This is a genomic window from Psychrobacillus sp. FSL H8-0487 (assembly GCF_038008385.1).
In the GTDB taxonomy this organism is placed as follows: domain Bacteria; phylum Bacillota; class Bacilli; order Bacillales_A; family Planococcaceae; genus Psychrobacillus; species Psychrobacillus psychrotolerans.
Genome location: NZ_JBBOZA010000001.1, coordinates 257217 through 284099, shown reverse-complemented (window position 1 = coordinate 284099; position 26883 = coordinate 257217). Strand labels below are relative to the sequence as shown.

The following is a 26883-nucleotide window of genomic DNA, read 5'->3' as shown; positions in this document are numbered from 1 at the left end:
GTAGGGTGTTTTATTCCTGACTCAAAAAGTATAGTCAGTGCCTTATCCCTCTAAGGTTCCCAAAAAATCAGATGTTTCTTATTTCTAGAAATTCACAACCAGTAATATTACTTTTTTCAACTAATTGTTTAAAATCTTCTGACATGAATAAAGGAATTTCATCTCCTTTTAATTTGAACAAATTTTTGTTATTTATTTTGTCTTCCGAAACTGCATATTTTCTTACAGAATATATTTTTTCACCGTCTAAATCTACAACACTATAATCAGAGTTTTGAAGGTTTAATGCATCAACTACTCCTAATACATTTGCAACAAAATATTCATCATTCACTATTTTAGATTTACTTTCAAAATCAACAACGTTTACAGGTAAAAATTGGACATCCTCTTCAATTTTTTTTATTAAATCCTTAAACTTTTTTGATACAATGAACCACCCTAAATTATTTGCTAAATAATCAGTAAATCTATTTCCATCATGTAGATTAAAATAAAAAGTGATATTGTCATTCCAACTCTCTAAAAAATTCCCTTCCTTTAACTCATACTGCTCAAATCCATGTGTATCCTCACAATGAACAACTACGTCATTATCGTTGCTGTCATCTAAAATTAGTTTGAAATATTTCATTTTGACCTCCAATATTCTTTATAAAGCATATCTGGATTATCCCTTACTTCCTTCTTTAACCCTTCAAACAATTTAAGGAATTTCTCCCTATCACCTTTAGCTAATCTATCATAAGTACTCAATTTATCTAATACATAATCATGATATGCATATGGATGTCTCCCTTGATGAGGTAATAATTCCTTATTCCATCCATCATCTAAATTTAAGCCATACTTTTTAGTTAAACTCTCCATTTGAGGAGTGTATTTTTTGCTTTTATTAGTTGCGTAGTGGTGATTTTCTAAAGGTTTAGTAGTACCCTTAACTCCACTTTCAACCCTAGCTATAGAAATCAGCTGATCCTTCAATTCGCTCCCATTCACTACGTTATAAGGAACTTGGCCTGCGATTGCAAACTGTGGACGCGGTCCATAAGGTAATAGAGTAGCTAATGAGTCCGAGGCATTTTTGGCGGCTCCGACTACTTTTGGAGCAACTGCCTTTGTGACCGTGACCCCTGATTTGGTAAGTGCACCGACACCCTTTGTTCCAACTACTGAAGTGGCAACCGTGCCTAATGCATAGGTTACCCAGTGAGCACGGGAATTGGCATCTCCGTTGACCATATCACGTTCGTAGGAAGTAGTAATGGCCGACTTTATCGTGTTATATGTCTCTATCGGATTAGTAACTGCCTCTAACGTAGCATCCAGTGTGGCTTTCGGGTCCTGGACTATATCTACAATTCCAGTAACAAAATCTTTCCCTACATCAAATAAACCACTTAAAATTCCGTCTACTACTTCTAAACCAGTATCTACAAACGACTTTTCTTCCTCTTCTTCACGTAGGCACATTTCTCCTTCAATCGTTGGCGTGGAAATGGTTAATGGCGGACTACATGCCACCAGTTCCGCCCATCGATCTGTTTGAAAATGAATATCTGTTAGATTACTTGTGAACATCTCTTCCATGTTACGGATCCACGTATCCATTGCCTGCATATCTTGCTCGAAAGGTAGTAAGGCTGCTGTCTGCGTTGTATCAAATTCTTGAAGCCTGCTTACTTTATCGTCTCGTTTTCTTTTTGCATTTAGAACGCCTTCTTGTACACCACTATAATGAAAGGTACCAGGTTCTAATACAATTTAGAATTGTTTTAGAACCTGGTACCCTAATTTATTAAATTACTAATTCTACTTTATATTAACGAGTCTATTCATTTATAGATAGGGTTATTCTTTGTATAACTCTTTATTATTCCTCTTCATCCATCTTTTGCTTAAGATATTCAGCAATTTCTGTTTGTCCTCTTTCTATAGCAAATGAATAGGCATCCATATCTTCCATGATTTCACCAGAGTATTTTATAGATATATTTATATTTTTCTCAACTAATAATTTTACAATCTCCAAATGCCCACCATATATTGCAGCAAACAGAGGATTTCTATCTGGTTCACTAATATCCATCTCTACATTCCGACTAATTAGATATTTAGCAATATCTAAATGTCCTTTTGTAGTCGCTCTTTCAAGTACATTTGTAGAAAAAGTTCCACCCTCTGCATTAACATCTATCCCAGCATTAATAAGATATTCCACTATCTCTAAATGCCCATGAGCTGCCGCTACATGTAACCACGTACCAAAAGGTGTCATCCATGTTAACATTTCTGGCTCATTCTCAAGTAAATCTCTTAAAGTTTCTAGTTGACCACTTTTTATGGCATCTCTAATATCTTTTGCAGATTGAGTCTTATCCATATTAATTTCTCCTTTAATCTCTATTTCCTAGAAGCAGCTTGTTTTCCTAGGTCTTCTAGTATTTCAATAATGTCATCTAAATCTGATGCCACATCAATCATCAACTATATTTTTAATCAATAAAAGGACCAGTAAATTATGCAATTTACAATTGCTTTAGAAACCGATACCCTCCACTTATATCCTTGTAATGTGACTAATTTATAAAGTACTACACTGGCTGTTACTGTTGTTATTTACCAACATTTATCCTATCTAAATCCAATACGTCTGAGACTCCTTTGTCATTCATTATCTTAATTAGATAGTCATGCCCTTTTTCCAATGCAAGAATTCTTTCTTCTTCATAAATAGGAATGAGTGTATAAACGTTTACTGTTCCTTGTTTAGTTTGAACGATATCTAATCCGGTCTCTTTAGGACGAGACACCATTACGCAGGATAAGTTTGTATTTGATGCAAGTGGCTGTGGAGGTTCTCCATTTGGAAGAATAACACCTTCTTCAATCCATCCGTCATAAATATGTGGAATATGAGCCACTTTCCTTAGCCATGCAAGAGGCCAATAATTGTTCTGATCTTTCTTATCGTCTTTATCGACATTCCAATTCGAAGGCAGTTTTAATAACAACTCCGAATATTTATATCCACTTTCTTTTTCTGAATAGTCCATTGGTTCATCACTCATACCCGTAGTAAATAGAGTTACGAAATTTTTATTTATGGATGGAGCAATTATATGAATATTGACGGCTACTCTACTACTAGGAACAATTTCACTTATAGTATTTTTAATCTCGCCAAAGTATTTAGCTACATGCTCTAAAATTACATCATGTTGGTTTTGATTACTTTCATTTGTTTTACTTGCAGTAGTGGAGCACTCATTTGGATTTTCCAATAACTTAACTATTTCTATTTGACCTTGTTCCCTTGCGAAAGTTAAAGCATCCATATCTTCTTTTGATTCGCCAGTGTACTTAATATCTGTATCTATACCACTTTTAATTAATAGTTTTACAATATCAACATGCCCATTGCTAATCGCTCCAAACAATGGATTTCTTTCTGGTTCGCTTATGTCTAAATTTGCTTCTCTTAATAGTAAATATCTCACTACCTCGATATGTCCAGAAGAAGCAGCTTCATTCAATACCCCACCACCATATACTCCACCTAGTTTATTAATATCCGCCCCAAGTTCTACCAGATTTTGTACTATATCAAGCTTTCCTTTAGAGGCTGCAACATGAAGCCAAGTACCAAAAGGAGTCTCCATATTTAATGTTTCTGTGTTGGAGTCGATTAATTCTACTACTTTTTGAACATTACCATCTTTTATAGCAGAACGAATTTCTTTAGTAATTAGTTTATTGTCCATGTAATTACTTCCTCCTTTTTGCAACATCACCAAGTTTATTTAGCATTTCCACCATATCATCTCTATCTCCGCCAGCATCCCTTACTTTTTTAATATTATCAACAACATTACTAAGGGCTTCAATCCCGTGTTGACCTTTAACTCTATTAGGAGCCCAAACTAGATTTTCAAGTCCCAGAATAGGGTCAATGTCATATTCTTTTAATATTTCTTGGCCTTCTTTCACTAATTCCTTTTGAGATATGCCATTTCCTTTTTTAAATACAATATGATGTGCATGAGGATCGTACATATCTCAGGAGTTAATCGAGGTGGAGTAACCTCACCTTAGCAGTCGTTTTATATACGTCAAATTTGCGAGAAATTTAATAAGTAGTGTTAAAACATGGATTAGTACTTGGAGAGTTGTAATGATGACAACTGTTAATATTGTAATTATTTAAAGAAATAGAAAGATTTATTTAGGGAATAAAATTTATTATTATTCTAAAAGTCCTATAGAGTTCATATGAGTTATCTTTTATATAGAAGTACAAAGTATTTATTCGACACCCCATTATCCAAAATTATAAAACCTTAGAGAATGTCTTATTTTCCCTAAGGATCTATTAATTATGCTTGTGTTAAAGAAGTAATATAACAATTATCTATCGAAACAGTTTTTAATAACTCCAATGCTTCTTGAGTTACAACTAACTCACCTTTGGATGATAAGCAGAAATGATGCCCTGACCAATTTGTGAAATGCTCTCCTTCTACCTCAATTTTACCAAGTGGAATAAATCTGCTAAAAAGAGGGATTTCTTTATTTGGATGCATTTCATTAAATACATCAGATGTTGTAATTAGACATGGTTCTAATTTGTAATCTTTAATATCACTTTTCTGTAATTCTGTTTCTAGTAAACTTGACACTATGAAAGCTGGTGTTGACTCTAAAAGGTCATCTCCAAGCCATCCTTCAAACTCATAGTGTAAAAATCTCACCTTTGCCGATATGCCCTCTTTTACAATATCCTCTTCAGTTCCATAAACAGTCTGTTCACCATGAACACCGGCAACTTCTGGTTCAATAAAATATAGTTTCATTCGTTACATCCTTTCTTTAACTTTTTCACTTTTTAATTGGTGGATTAAAATTCGTGTTGCATCAAATTCTTGAAGTCTAATTACTGTATCGTCTCGGTTTTCTTCATCTAGAACGCCTTCTTGTACACCACTAAAGTGAAAGGTACCAGGTTCTAATTCAATATAGAATTGTTTTAGAACCTGGTACCCTAATCTGGCTACAAATCTAGTTTGTTTACCACCAAGTTATTAAAAATATTAAAACCTTGAAAGGATATAGCCCATCAAGGTTCAAACGCTATGCTACTTTCTTACATACCCAAATTTAATAAAAAACCACTAAAATCTTTAGCACTTATCAAAATTCTATAGTTGTTCGGTCAACAAAGTTCTGATTCTCTTTAATAATTATTCTTGAAAGACGTCTTTCTTCTCTCTTAAAGAAGAAATCATCAGCGGACTCTTGTGAATCAATTGGCGAGAGTTGGTTGATAACCCTATTTTTTACCCCATTGAATTCTCATTTGATCCATATAGATATATACTGCCCTGTCTTGTCCTCAAATTCCTTCAACATCAATACAAAAACTGCCATGTATCTTCACTCCTCAAATTTTTCCTCCCAATTCTATGGTCTATTGTTTTGTCATAAGCATTCCCTAAAACATAAATTTCTCACCACAAAAGCACTTGTTGCCTATTAAACAATCAAGTGCTTTATAATTAGCGTATAATGTTCTTCATTGCTAATACTTCTTTTTATTCCTCTGTGTCCTCATATAAATTATCTAAGAATTCATCAATATCATTTGCTAAAAAATACATATTACTCATATCATCAGGATCTTCCGGTTCTTGTTCATGATCCCAAAAATAAATCTTGTCTAAGTAAGGTTCCTCTGTACCTAAGCATATAACGTTGCCCGCTGAATCATCTGCTATTGGTATAAAGCCTTTGGTAAGTCTAAATTCATATATGTCTATAACTTTCTCTAAGTTATCATACATTTCACCTATTCCATTAAATACATTCAAAACGCTTTTCCCCATTTTATCAGTAATAGTAAATATACTTTCTTTCGGGTATCCACCATTCCATTTAAGTAAAAATTCAGTGTATTTTTTTGTTAATTTGACTCCAGTATCTTTTTCAAACTGTTTAATTTCTTCTATAGTAAGTTTCTTATGAGAACCTTCAATTTTGACCATTTTAATATCCTCCCTTATTTTCTTCCATTAACTGTCGATACTGTATGAGTAAATTGTCTATGAATATCTTTATCTACTAGAATCATCGTTTTCCCATCTTGATGATGATGCCAGATATATCCTACAGGTGGCTTATCTAATGCTGGCACAGGTGGGTCAGAATCTTTACTTAAACCTGCCTCTATATTAGCATTTTTATAATCCAATGGACGATTGGTTGGACTTGCAATTTCAATTTCTACCGGCTTAACAGTTGGATGTACATATTCCGTGAAGTCTGGATAACCATTAGGATACCTTACAGTCTGTTCCTTCTTATTTGTATATAACCAAGCACCATCTTCATCAATTTTCACTGTACCGCCTTTCTTTGTCCATTTATCCAGGACAGGCGAATATGACGGTTTAGTGGCAAGTTGTTCTTTTGTAAATTGGATTTCTAAATTACTTTTACCCGTACCCTTAACTCCACTTTCAACCCTAGCGTTAGAAATCACCTGATCCCTCAACCCACCGCATTCACTGTGTTATAAGGAACTTCACCTACCATCGCTAAATGCGGGCGGGGTGCGTAAGGTAATAGATTAGCTAATGAGTCAGAGCCATTTTTGGCGGCTCCGACTACTTTTGGAGCAACTGCCTTTGTGACCGTGACCCCTGATTTGGTAAGTGCACCGACACCTTTTGTTCCAACTACTGAAGTGGCAACCGTGCCTAATGCATAGGTTACCCAGAGCACGGGAATTGGCATCTCCGTTGACCATATCAAGTTCGTAGGAAGTAGTAATGGCCGACTTTATCGTGTTATATGTCTCTATCGGATTAGTAACTGCCTCTAACGTAGCATCCAGTGTGGCTTTCGGGTCCTGGACTATATCTACAATTCCAGTAACAAAATCTTTCCCTACATCAAATAAACCACTTAAAATTCCGTCTACTACTTCTAAACTAGTATCTACAAAAGACTTTTCTTCCTCTTCTTCACGTAGGCACATTTCTCCTTCAATCGTTGGCGTGGAAATGGTTAATGGGAGACTACATGCCACTAGCTCCGTCCATCGATCTGTTTGGAAATGAATATCTGTGAGATCACTTGTGAACATCTCTTCCATGTTACAAATCCACGCACCCATTGCCTGCATATCTTGCTCGAAAGGTAGTGAGGCTGCCGTCTGTGCTGCATCAAATTCTTGAAGTCTACTTACTGTATCGTCTCGTTTTCTTTTTGCATCTAGAACGCCTTCTTGTACACCACTATAATGAAAGGTACCAGGTTCTAATACAATTTAGAATTGTTTTAGAACCTGGTACCCTAATCCTATTAGTTTATCTATTACTAATCCTACTTAAATTAAAGAGCCAATTAATTTAAAGTTAGGATTAATCTTGGTAACACTTTTTTATTCTCTTTTATCCATCTTTTGCTTTAGATATTCAGCAATTTCTGTTTGCCCAAATTCTCTAGCATATTCATAAGCATTCATATTTTTAATAGTTTCTCCAGTGTATCTAATTGAAATATCTATTCCTTTTTCAACTAGAAACTCAACTACTTCTTTATGTCCACCATAAATTGCCCCAAATAATGGATTTCTTTTTGCTAAGGTCACATCTAATTCTGCTCCTGCCTCTATTAGATACTTTACTATTTCAATATAACCTGAACCAGCCGCTAAATTTAATGCAGAAGCATCGAATGTTCCGCCTTTAACATCAATATCTATACCTTTTTGAATTAAATATTGGACTATTTCAAGTTGTCCATTTTTGGCAGCAACATGCAACCATGTACCAAACGCAGTCATAGTGTTCAAAACTTCAGTATCACTGCCTATTAACTTTTTTACTCCAATAATATCTCCAAGTTTTATTGCATTCCTAATTGCTTTGTTAGAACTTTTTTTATCCAAAACTAATCCTCCTTAGTTACCTTCTACTTGCTAAATTCCCTAACTCTTCAAGAACTTCAACAAAATCATCAAAGTCTCCACCTTCAATTTCAACTGTTTTCAATTGATTGACAACATTTTCTAAAGCATCTAAACTATGTTGCCCTATTACAGCATTTGGTGCCCAAACAAGGTTTTCTTTCCCAATTATTGGATCCACCCCATACCTTCTTAATATTTCCTGACCTTCTCCAACAAGTTCTTGTTGCTTTTGGCCAAGACCCTTTTTAAATAGAATATGATGTGCATGCGGATCTATCATAGCAGTAGGTGGGCCACCTATTAATCCCCGAAGATACTTACCAAAATCTATTTTAATTAATGCTTCATTGTATACTTTAGTAATGCCTAATTCGGACATTTTTTTACTAATTTCGGAAAGCTCATTTACACTGAAGGTGTTATTCTGAATAGCATTTTTAAGCTTATTCATCTTAGTGGGATCTACTTTCCCCTTTACAATAATATCATTAGTATAATCACTTACAGTATTACCCGATCCCCTAAAACCACTCTCCACTTTGACTATAGAATTTATTCGATCCCTCAAACCCATTGCATTCACTGTGTTATAAGGAACTTTACCTGCGATTGCAAACTGGGGACGCGGTCCATAAGGTAATAGATTAGCTAATGAGTCCGAGGCATTGTTGGCGGCTCCGACTACTTTTGGAGCAACTGCCTTTGTGACCGTGACCCCTGATTTGGTAAGTGCACCGACACCCTTTGTTCCAACCACTGAAGTGGCAACCGTGCCTAATGCATAGGTTACCCAGTGAGCACGGGAATTGGCATCTCCGTTGACCATATCACGTTCGTAGGAAGTAGTAATGGCCGACTTTATCGTGTTATATGTCTCTATCGGATTAGTAACTGCCTCTAACGTAGCATCCAGTGTGGCTTTCGGGTCCTGGACTATATCTACAATTCCAGTAACAAAATCTTTCCCTACATCAAATAAACCACTTAAAATTCCGTCTACTACTTCTAAACCAGTATCTACAAAAGACTTTTCTTCCTCTTCTTCACGTAGGCACATTTCTCCTTCAATCGTTGGCGTGGAAATGGTTAATGGGGGACTACATGCCACCAGTTCCGCCCATCGATCTGTTTGGAAGTGAATATCTGTTAGATTACTTGTGAACATCTCTTCCATGTTACGGATCCACGTATCCATTGCCTGCATATCTTGCTCGAAAGGTAGTAAGGCTGCTGTCTGCGTTGCATCAAATTCTTGAAGCCTGCTTACTGTATCGCCTCGTTTTCTTTTTGCATCTAGAACGCCTTCTTGTACACCACTATCATCCAGATGCGGGAGGGCTACTATATCACTGACCTGGTCCATAATACTGTTTGACTCATTCGTTAGATTTTCAGTCAGTTGTGCGATTGTAGTAAGTCCCTGCTCTACCTCCCCTTCTAGAAATTGCTCCACAATATGACCAGACGTATCTGGTTCTAATGCATATAATGCATTTTCCATTTGTTGAAGCACTTGCTTATAACCCGCAGCAGAAACAAGGAATTGTTGGAGTAATGGCAGATGGCATTCCGTATAGAAAGCACGAATGGCACTGCCTCCTTGTCCTTTTAGTTCGTCTTCCATCGCTACTAATCCTTCTACAGCACGACGAATTGCCTCTACTTCACTTTCGAGCCTGTCCAACATTGCAATATTTCGTCTTAAACATCTTGAAAAAAAGTGAAACTTCAATCAGAGGGAAGTTCTTTCCCCCTGATTGTTAGTTGAACCATTCGGACTTTTACGGACAGTAAAACCTCCCACTTAAGCTTTTTCAAGTGGGAGGTCTACTGTCCGTTAAAGCGGGATAAATCTACGTCTAGTATTTTCATAGACACACCTTGGATTCTTTTTTCCTATTGAAAGAATGTAAGAGGCAACTGTTGACTCTAAAAAAAGATATCTTCCTTTCCTGAAACATTAAACTCCCCCTCTACCCTATTAGTTATAATATTCCATTTTTTAGTTGGATGGTAAAGGAAGAGTTTAATAATACTGGGAAAATGATTCATAGGGATGGTAAACACTACAGTCATAATGCAACTAAGGGTTTAATCAAATTTCTAAAAGTGTTTATAAATACCTATGAAGAAATTTTAAGCTTTAAAAGCTTACCGTTTTTTAGTTTGAGTAACCGATTAATAATACCTTTATAAATTGCCAGAAATTCTTGAGAACAAGTTCAACTTGCTTTAGAGGTTTCCGTTTACTTTGTGAAGTACTATTTTTAATAGAGATGACTTCTACGCAAATTAGCACTACTGTTCCAAGGATGTATTCAAATTCACCAATAGTAAAAGGCAACAGTTCTAATACAATACAGAATTGTTTTAGTAACTGGTGCCCTACACTCGTAATGGTGGAATTATTGCATTGGATAGCTTTGGTTGATGAAATGATTTGGATAGTATTGCTGATTATCTGTTGTAGTTTTGTTGCAGTTTTTTGGTGGACCAATATAGGTAGACGGCATAACTGGAGCTATCGCTTTTTTATACTCGTTCTCGTTCATACAATAGGTATGCGCCATAATATTCGAAGGTGTCAATTTTAAGATATCGGAACCTAGAATTACTTCAGGCGTGGAAGCATTAAAAATAGCTAATATATGCGTTCGATCTTCAGTAGCCATTTGGTAATGCCACCAACCTTGTGGGATATTTGCCACTTGACCTGGTGTAATCGTGTAGTGTTTATATTGCTTAGTAAATGGATTGAGTATAGAAACAACGATTTCTCCTGAAATACAGTATACTAACTCTGCTGCATTCGGATGGTAATGTGGCTCTATGTTATTGTTGGCACTAAGAAAAATATCGAGCAAAGATATATTATCCAGTGTATTTAATTGTTGAACACCTAAAATATTCATAAAGTTATAACTATCTTTTTTAAAGAAGGGGCTTTTATTTACATCAAAAGCGAACTGAGTGGACGGTGCTGTGTAATCAATAGAAGAATCCATAACTTGACCTGCCTTTTTAGCATTTGTAATGTGTTTACAAAGCACATTCCTTCCATGATATGTAATTAGCCTATTTATTGTGCAATAGGCAGACTGCACAGACTGGATAGAATAATGTACCTTCTGTATTTTAAAGACAGGTACTATGCATTTATTCAATCATTTCCAAACGCTTCGGTAAATTCATTAACATATTCACTCATTTGCTGATATTGAGTCCAGTGCAGATAATGATGCCCTTCTAAAGGAACAAGTTTTTGTAATGGCGAATTTCCTATTTCTGACTGATAAAAGGTTATATTCGATTTGCCTTCCTCATTCTCTTCTTTTTCGTTTGTCGTGAAAATCATCACAGGCATATCTGGAGGAAACGACAAATTACGTGTTTTTCCAATGTTATTATTTATTTCATTTGCTTCATTTACTATATTTTTGTTATACCCCCTCTGCGCAGAAAGGATTTTGGTCATTTTTAAATTTTTTTCTGAATAAATACCTTCGTCTGCCAAAGGGAGGAACTCTTCTGAACTTAAATATAATGCCAATCTTGCAATTCCCGTAGGGGCTATGTAACTCATATATTTTGGCATTGTAGGAACAGATTCATCAAAATACTCTAAGGCATTAGGTAATGTGGGATCGATTCCTATAATAGCTTTAATTTCCTCTGGATATTTACTCGCATAATACATACTATAAATTCCAGAAATAGAATGGGGCATCAATATATATGGCCCTTCGATATTCGATTTTATTAAAGCTGTTCGTAATTCCTCAACTAAATTCTCTACTGTTCGATCCTCATCCGTTAGGTCGCTCCAGCCATAACCAAAAGGCTCTACCACAACAACTTTATTACTTTTTGACATCTCGTTAATTAAAGGTTCAAAATCCAACACTGGCGCTGTCGTACCTAAACCACTCAACAAAATAATTGTATTTGGACCCTCTCCTTTTGTATACACATGCATATTTTTTCCATCCACTTCAACTAATTCACCTAATGCTGGATACTTCTTTTGTTCATATGCGACCATAACCTGATGGAAAGCAATCCAGACAAGGAATAGTGCAGCTAATCCTAAAATTAAGTTTCTAATTATTATCCGAAATTTAAACCTCTTTTTTTTCACTTTCTCCACTGCTTTCTTATATAAAGTTGTACTCGATAATGGAATGTCAAAATCTTTCTATCTTTATATTACGATAAATAACTTTTTTAGTTTCAATAACGCTTTTTACATAAAAAAACGAGGGATTTCCCCTCGCTTACACTTTATAAAATTAAGAACGTAGAGCTTTGTCTATTTTCCTAATTGTCTCTTTTTACCTAATTTTCTTTCCGAGCTTTTACAATCATAAAGTGAGCATTTTTCTTAAGATTTTTATACTTCTCTGGTTTTTTCTCTTCAAAAGCTTTTGTAGGTTGTGGTTCGATTAACTTTTCCAATGTAAAATATGCTGCCGTTACATTTACTATTTCATTTAGTGGACGACGATAAAACGGAACCTCTATCAGCTTTCCTTCTCTCTTCCATTGATCGATAATAAGCTCTTTGGAAAAATAGTCACCATTCACGGACAATTTTATATCCATAAATGGGTGGTGTATGGAATAAAGTAATTTCCCATTAGGTTTCAATATTCTTTGGAATTCGCTAAAAGTTTTGCTCCAATCCTTTATATAATGTAGAACTAAAGAGCTTATAATCACATCGAATGTTTCATCTTCAAAAGGTAGTTTTTCTCCTAAATCCAAACATAATACCTTTGCGTTTTCTCCGACTCTTCTTTTAGTAGCCTCTACCATTTTTGGACTAATATCAGTCGCTGTAACTTCAGCACCAAAATTCACTAATTGCTCTGTATACCAACCTGCTGCACAACCAGCGTCCAAAATCTGCTTGTTTTTTAAATCAGTTGGCAATAACTTCATCATTGCTGGTCGTTCATATTCTGTATTAAATAGACTTCCTTTATCCACATTATGCTCGTAATCATTGGCAAGTTGGTTATAAGTTTCTATCACCCTGTTATTCATGTCCCACCTCAAAGGTTAGTATTATATATCCTCCTGTATTCAACAAATAGTTTCGAATACCTCCTTGTAACACAACCACAATATTTAGCCCCTGCATTAAGAAGAAAAACACAGTGTTAGGGATACTTTATCAAAAACCCCTATAAATCGTCTGAATATTCTTTTAAGGATATTGTATATTCTGCATTCTTTAGTTACTATTAATTTATAAAAATTATTAGAAGAGGTATATATTGGGAGTTATAACAATACATTTTTTATTTAACCTGACCTTATTAACGATTCTATTTTTTGCTTTCTTTCTATTAAGTAAGAGAGTCGGTAGTATCCATATACACAAACGAACAGGCGTATTATACTTTGTTCTTTCATTAATACTTTGTTCTTTATTTTCTTATCCCATACAAAGTGAGTATGTTCTAGACTTGAGGATAATTCCTTTTTTATTGGGTGGTCTTTATTTGAGGCTCAGTCCTATACTAGGATTTTTGGTTATTTTCTTTCGTGCATTCCATGGAATAGACCTTGGATTCTTTATAGCAATTGCATTTTATAGCGTGTTTAGTTTCTTTATATGGCGTATTTCTCCTTGGTTTTTAAAACTCACTTCTACTACACGAATACTGTTTTCCACCGGTATTACTTTACTATTAAGTGTAGGTATCCTACTCACCATAGCATTAAACACAGTATCTGCTGACCAATTGCTAGACATAATCATTGCTTATGTAGTAGTCCCACCACTTGGAGTTGCCCTGCTTTCTTCTCTCATTGAAATAAGAGAAAAAAATCAGCAGTTGCAACAACAGTTAATAATCGAGGAAAAGTTGGCTGCAGTCGAACAAATGGGTGCTGCAATATCTCACGAAATACGAAACCCATTAACTACAGCAATTGGATTTATCGATCTCCTCGATCAAGTTTATCTTGATAATAATAGAAGAACAAAATATCTCTCCATTATAAAAAATGAGTTAGATTCTGCAGAAGGTATCATACAAGATTACTTAACCTTTTCTAAACCAGTTGTTGAATCAGTAGAGGAACTGGATATTCAAGAAGAACTAACGCATATTTTAAAATTACTACACCCTCTTGCTAATTATCATTCAGTGAAGGTTTCAACTGACTTTACTACCTATGGAACAATCCAAGGAGACAAGTCGAAATTCCACCAATGTTTTATAAATATTATGAGAAATTCGATTGAATCTATGTCTTATGGCGGTGCATTATTGATCAAAACGGTGGCTACTCAGAACAAGATAATTATTTCTATACAAGATACAGGAACAGGATTGAGTAAAGAACAAATTCAACGTATAGGAGAACCACATTATTCTACGAAGGGACCCCAGGGAACTGGTCTCAGCATGATGGTTGCTTACAGTATATTACGTGCTATGAGAGCGAGAATTGAAGTTCAAAGTGAGATTGGCAAAGGCACCACTTTTCAATTTCATTTTAAGCTAAACAAAACTTAGATGAAGTGAAGATATAGATGAATCCTTTTAGGAATAAATAGTATTGGAGGAATAATACCTTGGAGTTAACAGTATACTTCTTTTTCAACTTATCCTTGTTAATCGTATTACTACTTTCAGGTTTTTTATGTGGAGAGAAGCTGAGAAGGTATTGGTCTTATCAAGCTATTTGCAACATCTATTTAATAATTAGTTTAGTAATCTGTTTTATTTTTACTTATGAAATTGAAGGTATTGAGGTTGTTTTTGATTTACGGAAAGTTCCGTTCATTATCGGTGGTTTGTATATGGGCATAGGACCTTTTTTGGCTACATTCATTGTATTCGTAAGAGGTCTTTTGGGAATTGATTTTGGATTTTGGATGACTGTCCTTTATTATGGAGGACTAGCCATTCTTTTTTGGCGAATTGCCTCCTGGTTTTTAAAACGCTCTCCCATGCAGCGAATTCTTTTTACTGGATGCGTAACTTTTCTGTTCAGTTTTGCCCAAACTTTTACGATGGGAATTTGGCACTTACCTCACAGTAGTGCTGAAGTTTTGTTTGCTTACTTAGTCATCCAACCAATTGGAGCCGTAATTATTTCTTATATTATTGAAGAAATTATTATGACTATTCAATTGCGCCAACGCACTATAAAATCCAAAAGGATAGAGGCTGTTGAACGAATGGGTGCAGCTATTAGTCATGAAATTCGTAACCCATTGACAGCAGCAATTGGTTTTGTTCAACTTTTGCAAAGTAATGCTATTTCAAAAGAGAACCATACCCACTACATCTCCATTATTAAAAACGAACTGAAATCTGCTGAAAGAGTTATTCAAGATTATTTGAATTTCTCTAATCCTGAAATTAAATCGATGGAACCCCTACTTCTTCAGGAAGAGCTAGAACAAGTAGTTCAATTGCTACAACCATTGGCAAAGCGAAATTCGGTTAAAATAGTTTCTATTTTTTCACCGGGAGAGGGGATTGAAGGAGACAAACAAAAATTTCATCAATGCTTTGTAAATATCATGAAAAATGCAATAGAATCAATGCCTGAGGGAGGAATATTAACGGTTGAAACGGAGCGTACAACAACTGTAAGCATTCTCATTAAAGATACTGGTTCAGGTATGACACTTGAACAAATGACCCGTCTAGGTGAACCTTATTATTCAACCAAAGGAAGCAAGGGAACAGGTCTCGGTATTATGGTAGTGTATAGTATCGTACGTGCTATGAATGGTACAATTCATGTAGAAAGTGAAATTGGAAAAGGAACGACATTTAAAATTACATTTCCTTCCTTATTATCTAATTCGTTAGAAACAAAGAAAACTGAGAAAGAACTTGTTATGAGTTGATAAGTGCTAAGAAATTATACTAAAAATAGACTTGTCTCATTTTCAATCACAGGTCTATTTTTATTGGGTCTTAACTATTTTATCTCATTTAGATTATTTGCTTTTCTGTTACTTCTTTTTACAAGGATTAATCCGATTTGCAAACAAATATTAACGCCGATAACTATTTTCTTTTTTGATCCTTGAAATTTTATAAATTTGATTGCTTACAGGCATCGCTTTAAAACGATTATAAAACATCGGTAGAACGAGACCCACATAATCATCTAAAAACTTGTTCTCCATTCTTTCTTCTATGAGAACTCTATACTTCACCAAAGCGCTTACGATCAGTTTTTCATTTGGTTTCGACATATTAATCGTCTCTATATGTTGAATCGACCGAGTCTTGGACTGCAAAATCTTTTCTACTTTTTTTTCATAATCTTTCGTATTTTTCACTTCTACCAACATATTTACTACCGTTATTACTTCAATCATTTGAAATCCTCCATGCGTGAATAGCTGTTACTCTTTACTAATGACAGCAATTATATCATTTGTAAAACGTATAGAGAATACTTCAGAATTTAGCAGCACTTAATCATTTATAACTGCCATCTTCACAAATCATTAGCTATAGTACCGTCCCCTTCAATTTCATCGCATTTAAATCTACCTTATTCATCTGAACTCCATATAGCATTCCATGTCGTTGCTTCTTTTGACAGCATATATGTACTATTTCCCTATACCAATTTCAATTCGAATGATCCATCATGCAACTTCGCATTTAATAAATTTTCGACAGAGGATTATAAATAATTAGAAAGGTAAATCATAATTGAAAATCTCCGTGTAATAGAGGTAACCACACAAAAATTTGATAATTTTTATTTCTTCCTCAAAAAGTTCATCTTATAGTCACTTCTCGAATGCTCATTTTATTCGCGAAGCCTCGAAGAAAGTGAAGTCCAATTTTTTCTGATACAATGGTTATTACCTCATTACACTTATGACAAAAATGAGTAGCAAACTTAATACCAACAATAATATATACAATGAGGTGAAATAGATGGATTACATTTATAACCAGCTTTTAGAATTTAATATGGATATGACTTTGGCCGGTTATCTTTCACTAATTATTATGGTGCTTTTTATACTGCTTGTCTGTATAATCGCTAATTTTATCAGTAAAAAAGTAGTAATCAGGGTCATCACTAAAATCGTACAAAACACAAAATTCCGATGGGATGATATGCTTTTGGAAAGGAAGGTTTTTCATAAGCTATCGCATATTGTTCCAGCGATTATTATTTATTTCTTTGCTTTCGCGTTCCCTGAATCCTTTCAATATTTGATCCAAAAAGTTTCCATAGCATATTTAATAATTATGGGGTTAGTAATTATCAATAGTGCTTTAAATGCAATGAATGATATTTATCAAACCTATGAAGTATCAAGGACCAAGCCTATTAAAGGGTATATTCAAGTTGTTAAAATTATTATCATAACGCTTGGGATTATTATGGTGATAGCTAACCTGATTGGAAAGAGCCCACTTCTTCTTCTGAGTGGTATTGGTGCTCTATCCGCCGTATTCATGTTGGTTTTTAGAGATTCATTATTAGGTCTCGTTGCTGGAATTCAGTTGTCCACTAATGATATGGTCCAGGTTGGTGACTGGATTGAAATGCCGAAATACGGGGCAGATGGAGACATTATTGATATCTCCTTAAATACTGTAAAGGTCCAAAACTTTGATAAAACGATTACGATGATTCCAAGCTATGCCCTAATATCCGATTCTTTTATAAATTGGCGAGGGATGCAAACCTCTGGAGGACGACGGATTAAGCGTTCGTTATTTATTGATAAGAACAGTATTTCATTTTGTACGGAAGAAATGATTAATAACTTTAAAAATATCCACTATCTTTCAGACTACGTGACCCTTAGGGAAAGTGAAATTGCTGAGTACAATACAAGAAATAAAATTAATCACAGTAATCGAGTGAATGGAAGAGCTCTTACAAATATTGGTGTGTTTAGAGCATATATTAGCAACTATCTTCGACATCATCCTGGAATCAATCAGGATATGACCTTAATGGTTAGGCAGTTAGCTCCAACCGAGAACGGATTACCGCTAGAAATATATGCATTTACTAACGACACACAGTGGGCTGTCTATGAAACGGTTCAAGCAGATATATTCGATCACCTTTTTGCCGTAGCCGCGGAATTTGGAATACAATTATTCCAGAACCCAACCGGGAATGATTTTAAAAAAATTGTTGATGTATGAGTTAATTAAGTTTATCAATTGAAAAAGGTATGGAAACTTTTACGTTTCTATACCTTTTTTGTTTTCCTGAGGTTTGGTAAAAGCACTCAGATTCCCAGTAAACGTTATATTCTTGACTACCAATGGAGTTTACTTTTTAATGAAGAGAAAAAAGGAAGCAGAGAAAGGAAGATTCAAATGAAATTTATAACACCAATTTCCACCACTGCCCTTACCGTAATTTTACTTAGTGCCTGTTCCACTAGCGATGATGTAAATAAAATGACGAATAATAGCAAAGAAAAGATTTCGGAAGTACAGTCGGACAAAAACCTTCCACAGAAAGATGAAACCAATCAAACTGAACAAACTATGACACAAAAAGAAGTATTAGATGCAGTAAAAACTGACTTGAAAACTGATCAATCTAAAATGCTGCCAAGTGAACTACCATTAGAAGAAGGAAAATATTTAACCGCAACGACGAAATCAGATACAAACAATTATGAAGTTATTTTTTATGAAAGCGATGAGCCCATTGCTGTTAATCATGAAATGTTAGCAGATAATGATCAAATTATTGCTCGTCTTAAAGCACAAAAATATGAGAGCATACAGGAAGCAAATGAACAAGTAGGATTTGAAAACTTTAGTGAGTTTGGAGGACAACCAATTGATCTTGGGTTTGGCATTACCGGCTATCAGGATGCTGGCGCTGGCTCCATGTGGACAAGTTGGAATGAAGGCCGTTGGGCAATCGCTGCACACACACATACTTCAGAAGGTGAAAAAGGAGAAAAACTTGCAAAAGAAGCCACTGAGTTTTTAGAAACTCATACATTACCTATTCCGAAACCGAACGGATTTGCTCATATTGACGTGTATCAATCAGATAATCGCATTATTTGGCAAAAGGAAAGTACAGTTTATATGATAGACGAAGTAAAGGATCCAATAATTGCTTTGGAGATTGCAACTCATATTGAAGAAAAAGAGTAAAGGAGTAAAAGGGTAGCAGGCTCTATTCAAATTCAGAACTGTTATAGAACCTGGTACTCCTTTTACTTAACTATCGATAAGAACTGTCTCGTTCTTTCCTCTTTTGGTTTCAGGAAGATTTCTTCTGATGTTCCTTGTTCCACTATTACTCCTTTATCCATAAAAATAACGCGATCTGCGACGTCTTTTGCAAAGCTCATTTCATGTGTCACGATAATCATTGTCATTCCTTCTCGTGCTAAATCTTTAATTACCTGTAGAACTTCTTTTACAAGCTCAGGATCTAGTGCAGAAGTAGGCTCATCATAGAGCATTACCATAGGATTTAAGGCTAATGACCTTGCAATTGCTACCCTTTGCTGCTGTCCACCTGACAATTGAGCTGGGTAGTAATCACATCTATCTCCAAGACCGACTTTTGTAAGAAGTGCCTTCGCTAATATTCTAGCTTCTTCTACTTTGGTTCCATGTATTATGATTGGCCCTTCCATCACATTTTCAATGGCCGTTTTATGGGGAAATAGATTGAACGATTGAAATACAAACCCGGTTCTCTTCCTTAGTTCTCTTATTTCTTTTTTTCGTTTACTATTTGCTTTGCCACCTGTAACTACTTGGAATTCACCAATACGAATAATACCCTCCGTTGGCTCTTCTAAGAAATTTAGACAGCGTAATAGGGTTGATTTCCCTGAACCGCTCGGTCCCATAATTACAACCACTTCACTTTTAGCAATTGTTAAATCTATTCCTTTTAGTACCTCATTCGTTCCGAAGCTTTTTCTTAAATTATTAACTTGAATGATACTCATGAACATCTCCTATCATTCGTATTTAAAATGCTGCACGTACTTAGCGAACCAAGTATTTTGATGTACGAACTTCTAGTTTATCTAAAATGGTTGTGAAGAAAGTTATTAATATCCAATAAATAGCCGCAGCTAGCAAATAGATTGTGAGTGGTTCAAATGTTTTTGCGATGATTAAACTCGACATTTGCAGTAGTTCAGTTACCGTTATAACGGAGACTAGAGAGGTATCCTTGATAAGCACAATAAATGTGTTAGATAAGGTAGGAATAGCTATTCGAAGGCTTTGGGGAAGAATAATTCTCCTTAATGCTTGCGAATACGTCATTCCCATTGATAATGATGCTTCCATTTGACCATTGTCCACAGCAAGAATTGCTGCCCTAAAGGACTCTGAAAGGTAAGCACCAGCATTTAAGCTTAATGCCACTACTCCTGAAGATATTGGGTCTAGCGAAATACCAATCTGCGGCAACCCATAGTAAATGACAAAAATTTGAACAAGTAGAGGAGTTCCACGAATAATCGAAACATATGCTGTGGCAATTCCGTTTAATATTCTTACTTTTAGGATTCTTACAATTGCAGCAAAAAATCCAAGAACGAGCGCTATTATGATGGATATCGCTGCCAGTAAAATAGTCATTAAAGTTGCCTTAAGCAAAGATGGCAATGAATCAATAATTATCGTAACATCCATACATCAACCTCCTTTCCGACGAATTACAAGGTTGATAATCACTTAGAGTAAAATATCTTCTTTAAAGTCTATTTGAATTCCAAGATTGTTTAGCTCCTCCATAAATGGTTGGAACCTTTCTCTAACGATTAAGCTCTCTATTGGTACAACACCTGTCTCTATGATTTTTTTACAAGCAATCCATTTCGCCATGATCGCTGCAGGGATTGCCGTAGTTTTAGCCATAGAGGTAATCTCTCGTTCATGATCGTATAAGTCGACCATTTCCCATGTAAATTTAGTTGGCTTTCCATCCTTAACTCCACTAACTTCCACTCGGAGCACTGTCACATCTTCATGAGAGGCACCTAGCATTTTAGGTGCCAAGATTCGCTCTGCAAATGCCCGTGGCGTGATTGTAACTCCTGCTACTGTAATAGGAATATTATCAAGAAATCCTAGTTCTCCTAATACATTCATCTTGTCCCAGTGCCCAGGGTATCTAACTGTTTTTTCATATAGGTTTTTCACTTTATCCTTTAGAATATAAGCAGTGCTATGCGCATCCGTAATAACAGCTTCACAGTCACCTACGGGTTGAGGGAATGTCATCTTTTCTAATCCTGATAAAGGAGATAGTTCTACAAGTTGTCCGTTTTCCACTGCAATAGCCGGTTTTGTATAAAGGCCAAGGACACTCTCTAATCGAAAAACAACCTGATACCATAATGGGGGAACTGGATGTCTGGGAATCCCCCCACAAATCATAACCGCTTCCTCTGCTTCCTCTAGCATCTCAATTCCTTGAGCTGCCAAAAAATTCGTAATTCCAGGAGCTACTCCACAGCCTGGTACGATAATTACCCCTGCATCCATTGCTGCCTCATGTAATTCTATTTTTTCATTGAACTTAGATCCTACTAAATCTACTAAATGACATTTCGATTCTATTGCTGCTTTTATAGCTACAAGACTCAAAGAATGAGGAAGACATGCAACTGCCACATCTGCATACTTTAACACTTCAGCTATGTCTTCTTTTGTTTCTAATGAAGCAACTTTTCCCACAACTTTATGACTATTTGAGATTTCTAAACATTTGTCTATACTCTCTTGCCTAACATCAACAGCAGTAATTAAATCTATATCAGTAAAATTGGCAAGTTCACTTACGACCGTTGTCCCGATCATCCCTGTTCCTAAAACTACGATATGCAAGGTTTTCTTTCCTCCTTATCATGTTTGTACTTTTGTTATTTATTGTTCAACAGGATCTGAACCAAACCACTTTTTATATATTTCCTTATACGTCCCATCCTCTTTCATCTCACTTAGAGCCTCATTCACCTTCTCAACAAAATCTTCATTACCTTTATTGACTGCCATTCCAACTTCGTCCACTTTGAGAATATCGCTCGCAACTTTGATCGGCAGATTATTTTCTTTGATGTTATAGCTCACTAGCAGTTGGTCATTAATAATGACATCTAATCTTTCATTTTTAAGATCCTCTAAATAATCGCTAAACGCTTTATATAGCTTGACGTCTGCACCTTCTACACTATTTGCAATTTCTTCAAACGTAGTTCCCCCACCTACACCAACTTTTTTGCCTTTAATATCTTCTAGTTTACTAATATCGTTTGTTTCTTCACGGGTGATTAACACCGAGCCTGTTATAACATATGGATCAGTAAAATCTACACTTTTTTTCCTTTCCTCTGTTACAGTCATCTGCCCAATGATAATATCGAACTTATCTGCCTTTAAACCACCTATTAAGCCTTCCCATTTTGAAGTTACAAAGTTAGCTTTCACGCCTAATCTTTTCGCAATTTCATTTGAAATGTCTACATCAAAACCTGTTAGTTCGCCATTGTCATCTAAATAGTTAAATGGTGGATACGTACCCTCAAATGCCACATTCAGCACTTCGTCTTTTTCCATTCGATCTAGTACCTTTCCTCCCCCAAACCCACACCCCACAACAATACTCAGGACTATTAAAGTAATGATGCTCAAAATTAGTTTCTTTTTCAATGCTTGTCCCCCTTTATAATGTAAAACATTGTGAAATCGTCCAAATTCATTTTGGAAAACCAACTCCCTTTCAAACAATGTATTCTTTAGGACTGGCTTTTATAATCAGATAATCTAATAAATCAACATCGCTCAAAAAACAAAATCCCGTAGGAACAAGTATTACTCATTCCTACGGGATTTTATGTGTTTGAATTGTATTTAGAAAAATAGTTTAGAGTCTTACTCGAATGTGGTTGACTCCCAATACAGATAAACAGCCATAGACTCCTGTCGTCCATGACTGTTTTACTTTTATATGTGTAAATTTATTAGTCTATTACTAACTAAATAGATTAATAATATAACCAATGATAATACCTACTACACCGAAATCAGAATCACCAAACGTTGTGCCTTCAAATCCTAGCGAACCAAGGACTGGTAATAACATTGCTGGTAGGAAACTGATTAAGATCCCTTGTACAAAAGCACCAATTATAGCACCTCTACGTCCACCTACTGCATTACCGAATACTCCAGCGGCTGCTCCACAGAAAAAGTGAGGAACAAGTCCTGGTACGATTACTGCCAATCCAGCGAGTGGAAGTAAAAACATACTTAGTAATCCAGCTACGAAACTTGATAAGAACCCAATAATAACTGCATTAGGTGCAAATGGGAACACGATTGGTACATCTAGTGCAGGTTTTGCATTTGGAACAATTTTGTCTGCAATCCCTTTAAATGCGGGAACAATTTCAGCGATCAACATACGAACACCAGCTAAGATGATGAACACCCCAGCAGCAAAAGTAATGGCCTGAAGTAATGAGAATACTAAGAAGTTTGTACCATCACTAAGGTTTTCCTCTATGTAAGTCGGCCCAACAAATAATGAAACTACAAGGAACATAATAGTCATTGTTAACGCTAATGCTACGGATGAATCACGTAAGAAACCAAGTGATTTTGGCACTTTAACCTCTTCTGTTGACTTCGTTTTGTCTCCTGTCAGTTTAGCAACTTTAGCAGCAACGAAATAACCGAAAGAACCAAAATGTCCTACAGCAATATCATCTGAACCTGTAATCTCTCTTACCGTAGGTTGTAGCATTGCAGGTAGTAGAACCATCAATCCACCTAAAATTAGAGACCCAAGAATTACAAGAGGAACACTCCCCATCCCTGATGTGGAAAGCACAGCAGCAAGTAAACAAGCCATGAACATAGTGTGATGTCCTGTTAAAAAGATATATTTGAACTTTGTGTATCGTGCTAAGACGATATTCACTATCATACCTATTAACATAATCATAGCGGTCTCCGTACCAAAAGCATTTTGTGATAACGCCACAATTGCTTCATTGTTTGGAATTACGCCTTCAATATTAAATGCTTTTTCGAACATTTCTCCGAAGATAGTAAGAGAACCCGTTAATACTGTCGCACCTGCATTAAGAATAATGAAGCCCATAATCGTTTTTAATGTACCGGAAACAACATCGGTAATGGCTTTCTTCTGCAAAAGTAAGCCAAATAAAGCGAACAACCCTACCAATATAGCTGGAGTACCTAGAATATCCTTCATGATAAAATCAAACATACTATTTTTCCCCCACGATATGAGTAGTTAACGCTTTCTGAATTTCATCTGCACTGACCATATTGACAATACTAATCGTTTTTTTGTTGCCATCTTGCAATTGCTCCATAATTTCAGGAGTACCAATATAGTAATCAGCTACTTCTGTCTTTGCACTAGCCAAATCCATATTCTTGCATTCACCGTCTATATTCAATACTTTTAGTGCCTTATTTACATTCATCGACAATATAAAACTCGTACCTAAACCGTTTCCACATACTGCTAAAATTTTCATTTTTACTTCCTCCTATTAATAGTTAGTTTCGATTGTATTTTTCATTTTTGTAAGCTTATAGTTCAGAAAACTCTACGACTAAGTTTTGAATATCTTCTTTTTTCTCAGCCTTCTTTAAAAGTTCTAATTTTTCGGGATCACTCAACAAGGTAGTTAATTGAGCTAATGCTTTTAAATGCGTTTGGTTATCAATAGCAGCTAAACAAATGAATATTTCTACTTTGTTTTCCTCTTCCCCTAACAAGTAAGTAGGTTCTGATAATTTCAACAAGCTCATGCCTAATTTCTTCACACCGAATTCTGGGCGTGCATGCGGTATCGCCACTTGTTCACCGATAATAATATACGGTCCCATTGTCACTACGTTCTCAATCATGACATCTACATACTGATTTGTAATGGAATCATTTAATAACAGTGGTTCCGCTACGGCCTTGATTGCATCTTTCCAATCGCTTATTTCATCTATAAATTGGATATTCTCTTCGATTAATAAATCCTTTAACACTGGTTGTTTCCTCCCTATATTCAAGTAATCATTTTTAAACAAAGCCTGTTGTAATGCGCTTTTTAGCAGCTCAGGTTGTTTAATATCCGCGTACTGACGAATAATCTTTATTAATTCATCTGAGGTTGGATTATGGTATGACTGTTGGAGCGTGAGCCCTTCTACTGTTTGTATTAGTTCCTTCTTTTCCATTTCACTCATAATTGGTCTAATGATAAATAATGGCTTTTTTGTTTCAAGTACAACAGTTGAAAATACAAGATCATACTCCGTATCTGCAAGATGTTGAAAATCATAGGATGAAAACGATGAAGTCCATTTAAACTGTGGAAAAAGTGACTTTAATTGATTTTCCAACATTAAACTTGAACTAATACCATTTGGACAAACGATTAAAGCTCTAAACAACTTTAGCGAGCTGTCACTATCCATTTTAAGCAATCCACCAAAATGAAGGGTTAGAAATCCTACCTCATCTTCTGGTACCTTAATGTTTAACATTTCCTCAATTGGCTTGAGTACTTCTTTTACGACGATAAACAAGTCTCGATGCTCTTCCTTAATATCATTAAGTAATACATTTGTAATTGGTATTTTAAAGAGCATCCGGTAGTAGGCAGGCTTAAAATGTAAATACAATGTTTCCATTGCTTTGTTTCTATCTAATAATTGGATACATGCATAACGTTCAAAATTAACAATAATTTGTTCTGTAATCGCAAATAGTGCATCCGTTCTAACAGGGCTAACTTCCCCTTGGCATATGCCAAGAAGTTGAATTGTCAAAAAGGCAACTTCTTCCCGATTAGTTGTATATCCCAAGCGCTGCTGTATCAATGTAGATACTAGAAAAGCTTGTTGATTTTCCAAAAAACTCACTGTATCTGGATAGATTTGCACCCGTTTATGTTGTTGTTGACGAATATGAACCATTTGAAGTAAGTAGATAAATTCATCCAATCTATCTTCCGTGAATGCAAATGAATACTGCTGTTCAAAATCCTTCAAAACTTGCTGGTAGTTATCGTACTGATTCTGTAATTGTTGCTGCTGAAATATAAATGTGAACTTTTCATGAGCATATGATTTAATCTTCAATGTAGAAATTGCTTTGAGCATTAAGTTTCGCTTATCTTCTTCTGTCCCTTTTAAATGGTATCCATGTACACGCGAATAGCGCACTTCTACACGGAAATCGGCACAAAAATTATTAACTCGCTTCACATCTGAACTGACGGTATTTTTACTAACGCCAAACAAGTGTTGAAAGTGAAAATTGGAGAGAGGTTCATGTCGGATAAAGGTATATAACAAGAATATGATTACACGCTCTTCCTGCTCAAAAGAAAATTGATTTGCTACAAATCCTGCTCCATTTTCCTTCCAGTAATCGATTACTTCTTGCCCTATTATGATTCGGTCACCCGAAATGTTAATGGGCGTTACCCCTACTTTATATAAGAAGCTATTAACTTTTTCTACATCATATTGAAACTGATGTTCAGTTAGGTTTATCTTGTCCATAAAAGAGGTTAGTTGCGTCGGTTGCAATTTCATCAATTGATAAAAAGTATTCAGACTTCGTTTTTCCAACATCCCTAGCTCCCCCTTAATATAAATTATAACGGAAATCGCTTTCACTTCAGATGACATTTGGTCACAAAAGTTACTTTCAATTCCTTACCTCATTGGTATGTACATTTTAGCTCAATTAAACTCATTATCATAAATGCGGACTGAAGGTTAAAAAAAAGACAAAACCCCAATGTTAAAAAAGATATATATATTTAATCCTAAATATTTTGCCCACTACTATTGCCTTATCATATAGAGAACATAAAGATTCACTAAAGGTAAATTCCTAAG

General features: G+C 35.4%; 27 protein-coding genes and 1 pseudogene. 5 read left to right on the top strand and 23 right to left on the bottom strand.

What is annotated here, in order from left to right; translation table 11 throughout:
• Window positions 1–67 precede the first annotated feature (67 nt).
• The 9 genes from MHI47_RS01435 to MHI47_RS01395 all read right to left on the bottom strand — a co-directional run bounded on the left by MHI47_RS01435 (window position 68) and on the right by MHI47_RS01395 (window position 6780).
• Window positions 68–634 (bottom strand): imm11 family protein, encoded by a 567-nt coding sequence (locus MHI47_RS01435; RefSeq protein WP_340767980.1) that lies wholly within the window; start codon window positions 632–634, stop codon window positions 68–70.
• Entirely contained in the window at window positions 631–1764 is a 1134-nt protein-coding gene (locus MHI47_RS01430) for an AHH domain-containing protein (protein ID WP_340831978.1), read from the bottom strand. Before MHI47_RS01430 ends, MHI47_RS01435 begins: the two co-directional genes overlap by 4 nt.
• Window positions 1765–1873: 109 nt before the next feature.
• Window positions 1874–2383 (bottom strand): ankyrin repeat domain-containing protein, encoded by a 510-nt coding sequence (locus MHI47_RS01425; protein WP_340829124.1) that lies wholly within the window; start codon window positions 2381–2383, stop codon window positions 1874–1876.
• A 232-nt stretch (window positions 2384–2615) separates the two neighbouring features.
• A complete protein-coding gene (locus MHI47_RS01420) occupies window positions 2616–3764 on the bottom strand; it encodes a suppressor of fused domain protein (RefSeq protein ID WP_340829122.1) in 1149 nt (382 codons plus the stop codon).
• A 4-nt stretch (window positions 3765–3768) separates the two neighbouring features.
• Window positions 3769–3990 (bottom strand): hypothetical protein, encoded by a 222-nt coding sequence (locus tag MHI47_RS01415; RefSeq protein WP_419957618.1) that lies wholly within the window; start codon window positions 3988–3990, stop codon window positions 3769–3771.
• 386 nt (window positions 3991–4376) lie between these two features.
• Entirely contained in the window at window positions 4377–4853 is a 477-nt protein-coding gene (locus MHI47_RS01410; protein ID WP_340829120.1) for a hypothetical protein, read from the bottom strand.
• Between the two features lie 738 nt (window positions 4854–5591).
• Window positions 5592–6041: an SMI1/KNR4 family protein gene (locus MHI47_RS01405; protein WP_340767983.1), complete on the bottom strand. Its 450-nt coding sequence runs from the start codon at window positions 6039–6041 to the stop codon at window positions 5592–5594.
• A 14-nt stretch (window positions 6042–6055) separates the two neighbouring features.
• Window positions 6056–6538, bottom strand: coding sequence for an HNH endonuclease (locus MHI47_RS01400; RefSeq protein WP_340829118.1), 483 nt, complete (start codon window positions 6536–6538; stop codon window positions 6056–6058).
• Window positions 6539–6546: 8 nt separating this feature from the next.
• Window positions 6547–6780: a hypothetical protein gene (locus MHI47_RS01395; RefSeq protein WP_340829117.1), complete on the bottom strand. Its 234-nt coding sequence runs from the start codon at window positions 6778–6780 to the stop codon at window positions 6547–6549.
• Window positions 6781–6827: 47 nt separating this feature from the next.
• On the opposite strand from MHI47_RS01395, the gene MHI47_RS01390 reads away from it, so the two are divergent.
• Window positions 6828–7118 carry a hypothetical protein gene (locus MHI47_RS01390; protein ID WP_340829115.1) on the top strand — a complete coding sequence of 97 codons (291 nt, stop codon included), beginning with the start codon at window positions 6828–6830 and terminating at the stop codon, window positions 7116–7118.
• A 23-nt stretch (window positions 7119–7141) separates the two neighbouring features.
• Here MHI47_RS01390 and MHI47_RS20160 read toward each other — a convergent pair.
• From MHI47_RS20160 to MHI47_RS01365, 6 genes and pseudogenes are all read right to left on the bottom strand, one after another.
• A pseudogene (locus tag MHI47_RS20160) lies at window positions 7142–7327 on the bottom strand (T7SS effector LXG polymorphic toxin); the annotation flags it as partial.
• 114 nt (window positions 7328–7441) lie between these two features.
• Window positions 7442–7951: an ankyrin repeat domain-containing protein gene (locus tag MHI47_RS01385; RefSeq protein ID WP_340829114.1), complete on the bottom strand. Its 510-nt coding sequence runs from the start codon at window positions 7949–7951 to the stop codon at window positions 7442–7444.
• 16 nt (window positions 7952–7967) lie between these two features.
• The gene (locus MHI47_RS01380) at window positions 7968–9659 is read right to left on the bottom strand and encodes a T7SS effector LXG polymorphic toxin (RefSeq protein ID WP_340829113.1); all 1692 of its coding nucleotides are present in this window, start codon (window positions 9657–9659) and stop codon (window positions 7968–7970) included.
• A gap of 718 nt (window positions 9660–10377) precedes the next feature.
• Window positions 10378–10977 (bottom strand): cupin domain-containing protein, encoded by a 600-nt coding sequence (locus MHI47_RS01375; protein WP_340829110.1) that lies wholly within the window; start codon window positions 10975–10977, stop codon window positions 10378–10380.
• Between the two features lie 155 nt (window positions 10978–11132).
• Window positions 11133–12110 carry an alpha/beta fold hydrolase gene (locus tag MHI47_RS01370; protein WP_340829109.1) on the bottom strand — a complete coding sequence of 326 codons (978 nt, stop codon included), beginning with the start codon at window positions 12108–12110 and terminating at the stop codon, window positions 11133–11135.
• Between the two features lie 197 nt (window positions 12111–12307).
• On the bottom strand, window positions 12308–13018 hold the full coding sequence (locus MHI47_RS01365) for a class I SAM-dependent methyltransferase (protein WP_340829107.1): 711 nt from the start codon (window positions 13016–13018) through the stop codon (window positions 12308–12310).
• A 461-nt stretch (window positions 13019–13479) separates the two neighbouring features.
• Between MHI47_RS01365 and MHI47_RS01360 the strand changes: the two genes are divergently transcribed.
• Both MHI47_RS01360 and MHI47_RS01355 read left to right on the top strand, forming a co-directional pair.
• The gene (locus tag MHI47_RS01360; protein ID WP_340829105.1) at window positions 13480–14502 is read left to right on the top strand and encodes a HAMP domain-containing sensor histidine kinase; all 1023 of its coding nucleotides are present in this window, start codon (window positions 13480–13482) and stop codon (window positions 14500–14502) included.
• Between the two features lie 59 nt (window positions 14503–14561).
• Window positions 14562–15851 carry a sensor histidine kinase gene (locus MHI47_RS01355; RefSeq protein WP_093536346.1) on the top strand — a complete coding sequence of 430 codons (1290 nt, stop codon included), beginning with the start codon at window positions 14562–14564 and terminating at the stop codon, window positions 15849–15851.
• A gap of 150 nt (window positions 15852–16001) precedes the next feature.
• On the opposite strand, the gene MHI47_RS01350 is transcribed toward MHI47_RS01355, so the two are convergent.
• Window positions 16002–16331, bottom strand: coding sequence for a hypothetical protein (locus MHI47_RS01350; protein ID WP_340761220.1), 330 nt, complete (start codon window positions 16329–16331; stop codon window positions 16002–16004).
• 574 nt (window positions 16332–16905) lie between these two features.
• Between MHI47_RS01350 and MHI47_RS01345 the strand changes: the two genes are divergently transcribed.
• Together MHI47_RS01345 and MHI47_RS01340 are read left to right on the top strand one after the other, a co-directional pair.
• Entirely contained in the window at window positions 16906–18141 is a 1236-nt protein-coding gene (locus MHI47_RS01345; RefSeq protein ID WP_340829103.1) for a mechanosensitive ion channel family protein, read from the top strand.
• A gap of 177 nt (window positions 18142–18318) precedes the next feature.
• Window positions 18319–19119 (top strand): hypothetical protein, encoded by an 801-nt coding sequence (locus MHI47_RS01340; RefSeq protein WP_340829101.1) that lies wholly within the window; start codon window positions 18319–18321, stop codon window positions 19117–19119.
• A gap of 62 nt (window positions 19120–19181) precedes the next feature.
• Here MHI47_RS01340 and MHI47_RS01335 read toward each other — a convergent pair whose 3' ends face one another.
• The 7 genes from MHI47_RS01335 to MHI47_RS01305 all read right to left on the bottom strand — a co-directional run bounded on the left by MHI47_RS01335 (window position 19182) and on the right by MHI47_RS01305 (window position 26613).
• Window positions 19182–19931 carry an amino acid ABC transporter ATP-binding protein gene (locus MHI47_RS01335; protein WP_340761217.1) on the bottom strand — a complete coding sequence of 250 codons (750 nt, stop codon included), beginning with the start codon at window positions 19929–19931 and terminating at the stop codon, window positions 19182–19184.
• A 40-nt stretch (window positions 19932–19971) separates the two neighbouring features.
• A complete protein-coding gene (locus MHI47_RS01330) occupies window positions 19972–20628 on the bottom strand; it encodes an amino acid ABC transporter permease (RefSeq protein WP_093536386.1) in 657 nt (218 codons plus the stop codon).
• Between the two features lie 42 nt (window positions 20629–20670).
• Window positions 20671–21825 (bottom strand): saccharopine dehydrogenase family protein, encoded by a 1155-nt coding sequence (locus MHI47_RS01325; RefSeq protein WP_340761216.1) that lies wholly within the window; start codon window positions 21823–21825, stop codon window positions 20671–20673.
• A gap of 39 nt (window positions 21826–21864) precedes the next feature.
• Complete coding sequence (locus MHI47_RS01320; RefSeq protein ID WP_340761215.1) at window positions 21865–22647, bottom strand: transporter substrate-binding domain-containing protein; 783 nt, start codon at window positions 22645–22647, stop codon at window positions 21865–21867.
• 322 nt (window positions 22648–22969) lie between these two features.
• Window positions 22970–24232 (bottom strand): PTS ascorbate transporter subunit IIC, encoded by a 1263-nt coding sequence (locus MHI47_RS01315; protein WP_340761214.1) that lies wholly within the window; start codon window positions 24230–24232, stop codon window positions 22970–22972.
• Between the two features lies 1 nt (window position 24233).
• A complete protein-coding gene (locus MHI47_RS01310) occupies window positions 24234–24509 on the bottom strand; it encodes a PTS sugar transporter subunit IIB (protein WP_340761213.1) in 276 nt (91 codons plus the stop codon).
• Window positions 24510–24564: 55 nt separating this feature from the next.
• Window positions 24565–26613: a BglG family transcription antiterminator gene (locus MHI47_RS01305; RefSeq protein WP_340829099.1), complete on the bottom strand. Its 2049-nt coding sequence runs from the start codon at window positions 26611–26613 to the stop codon at window positions 24565–24567.
• Window positions 26614–26883 lie beyond the last annotated feature (270 nt).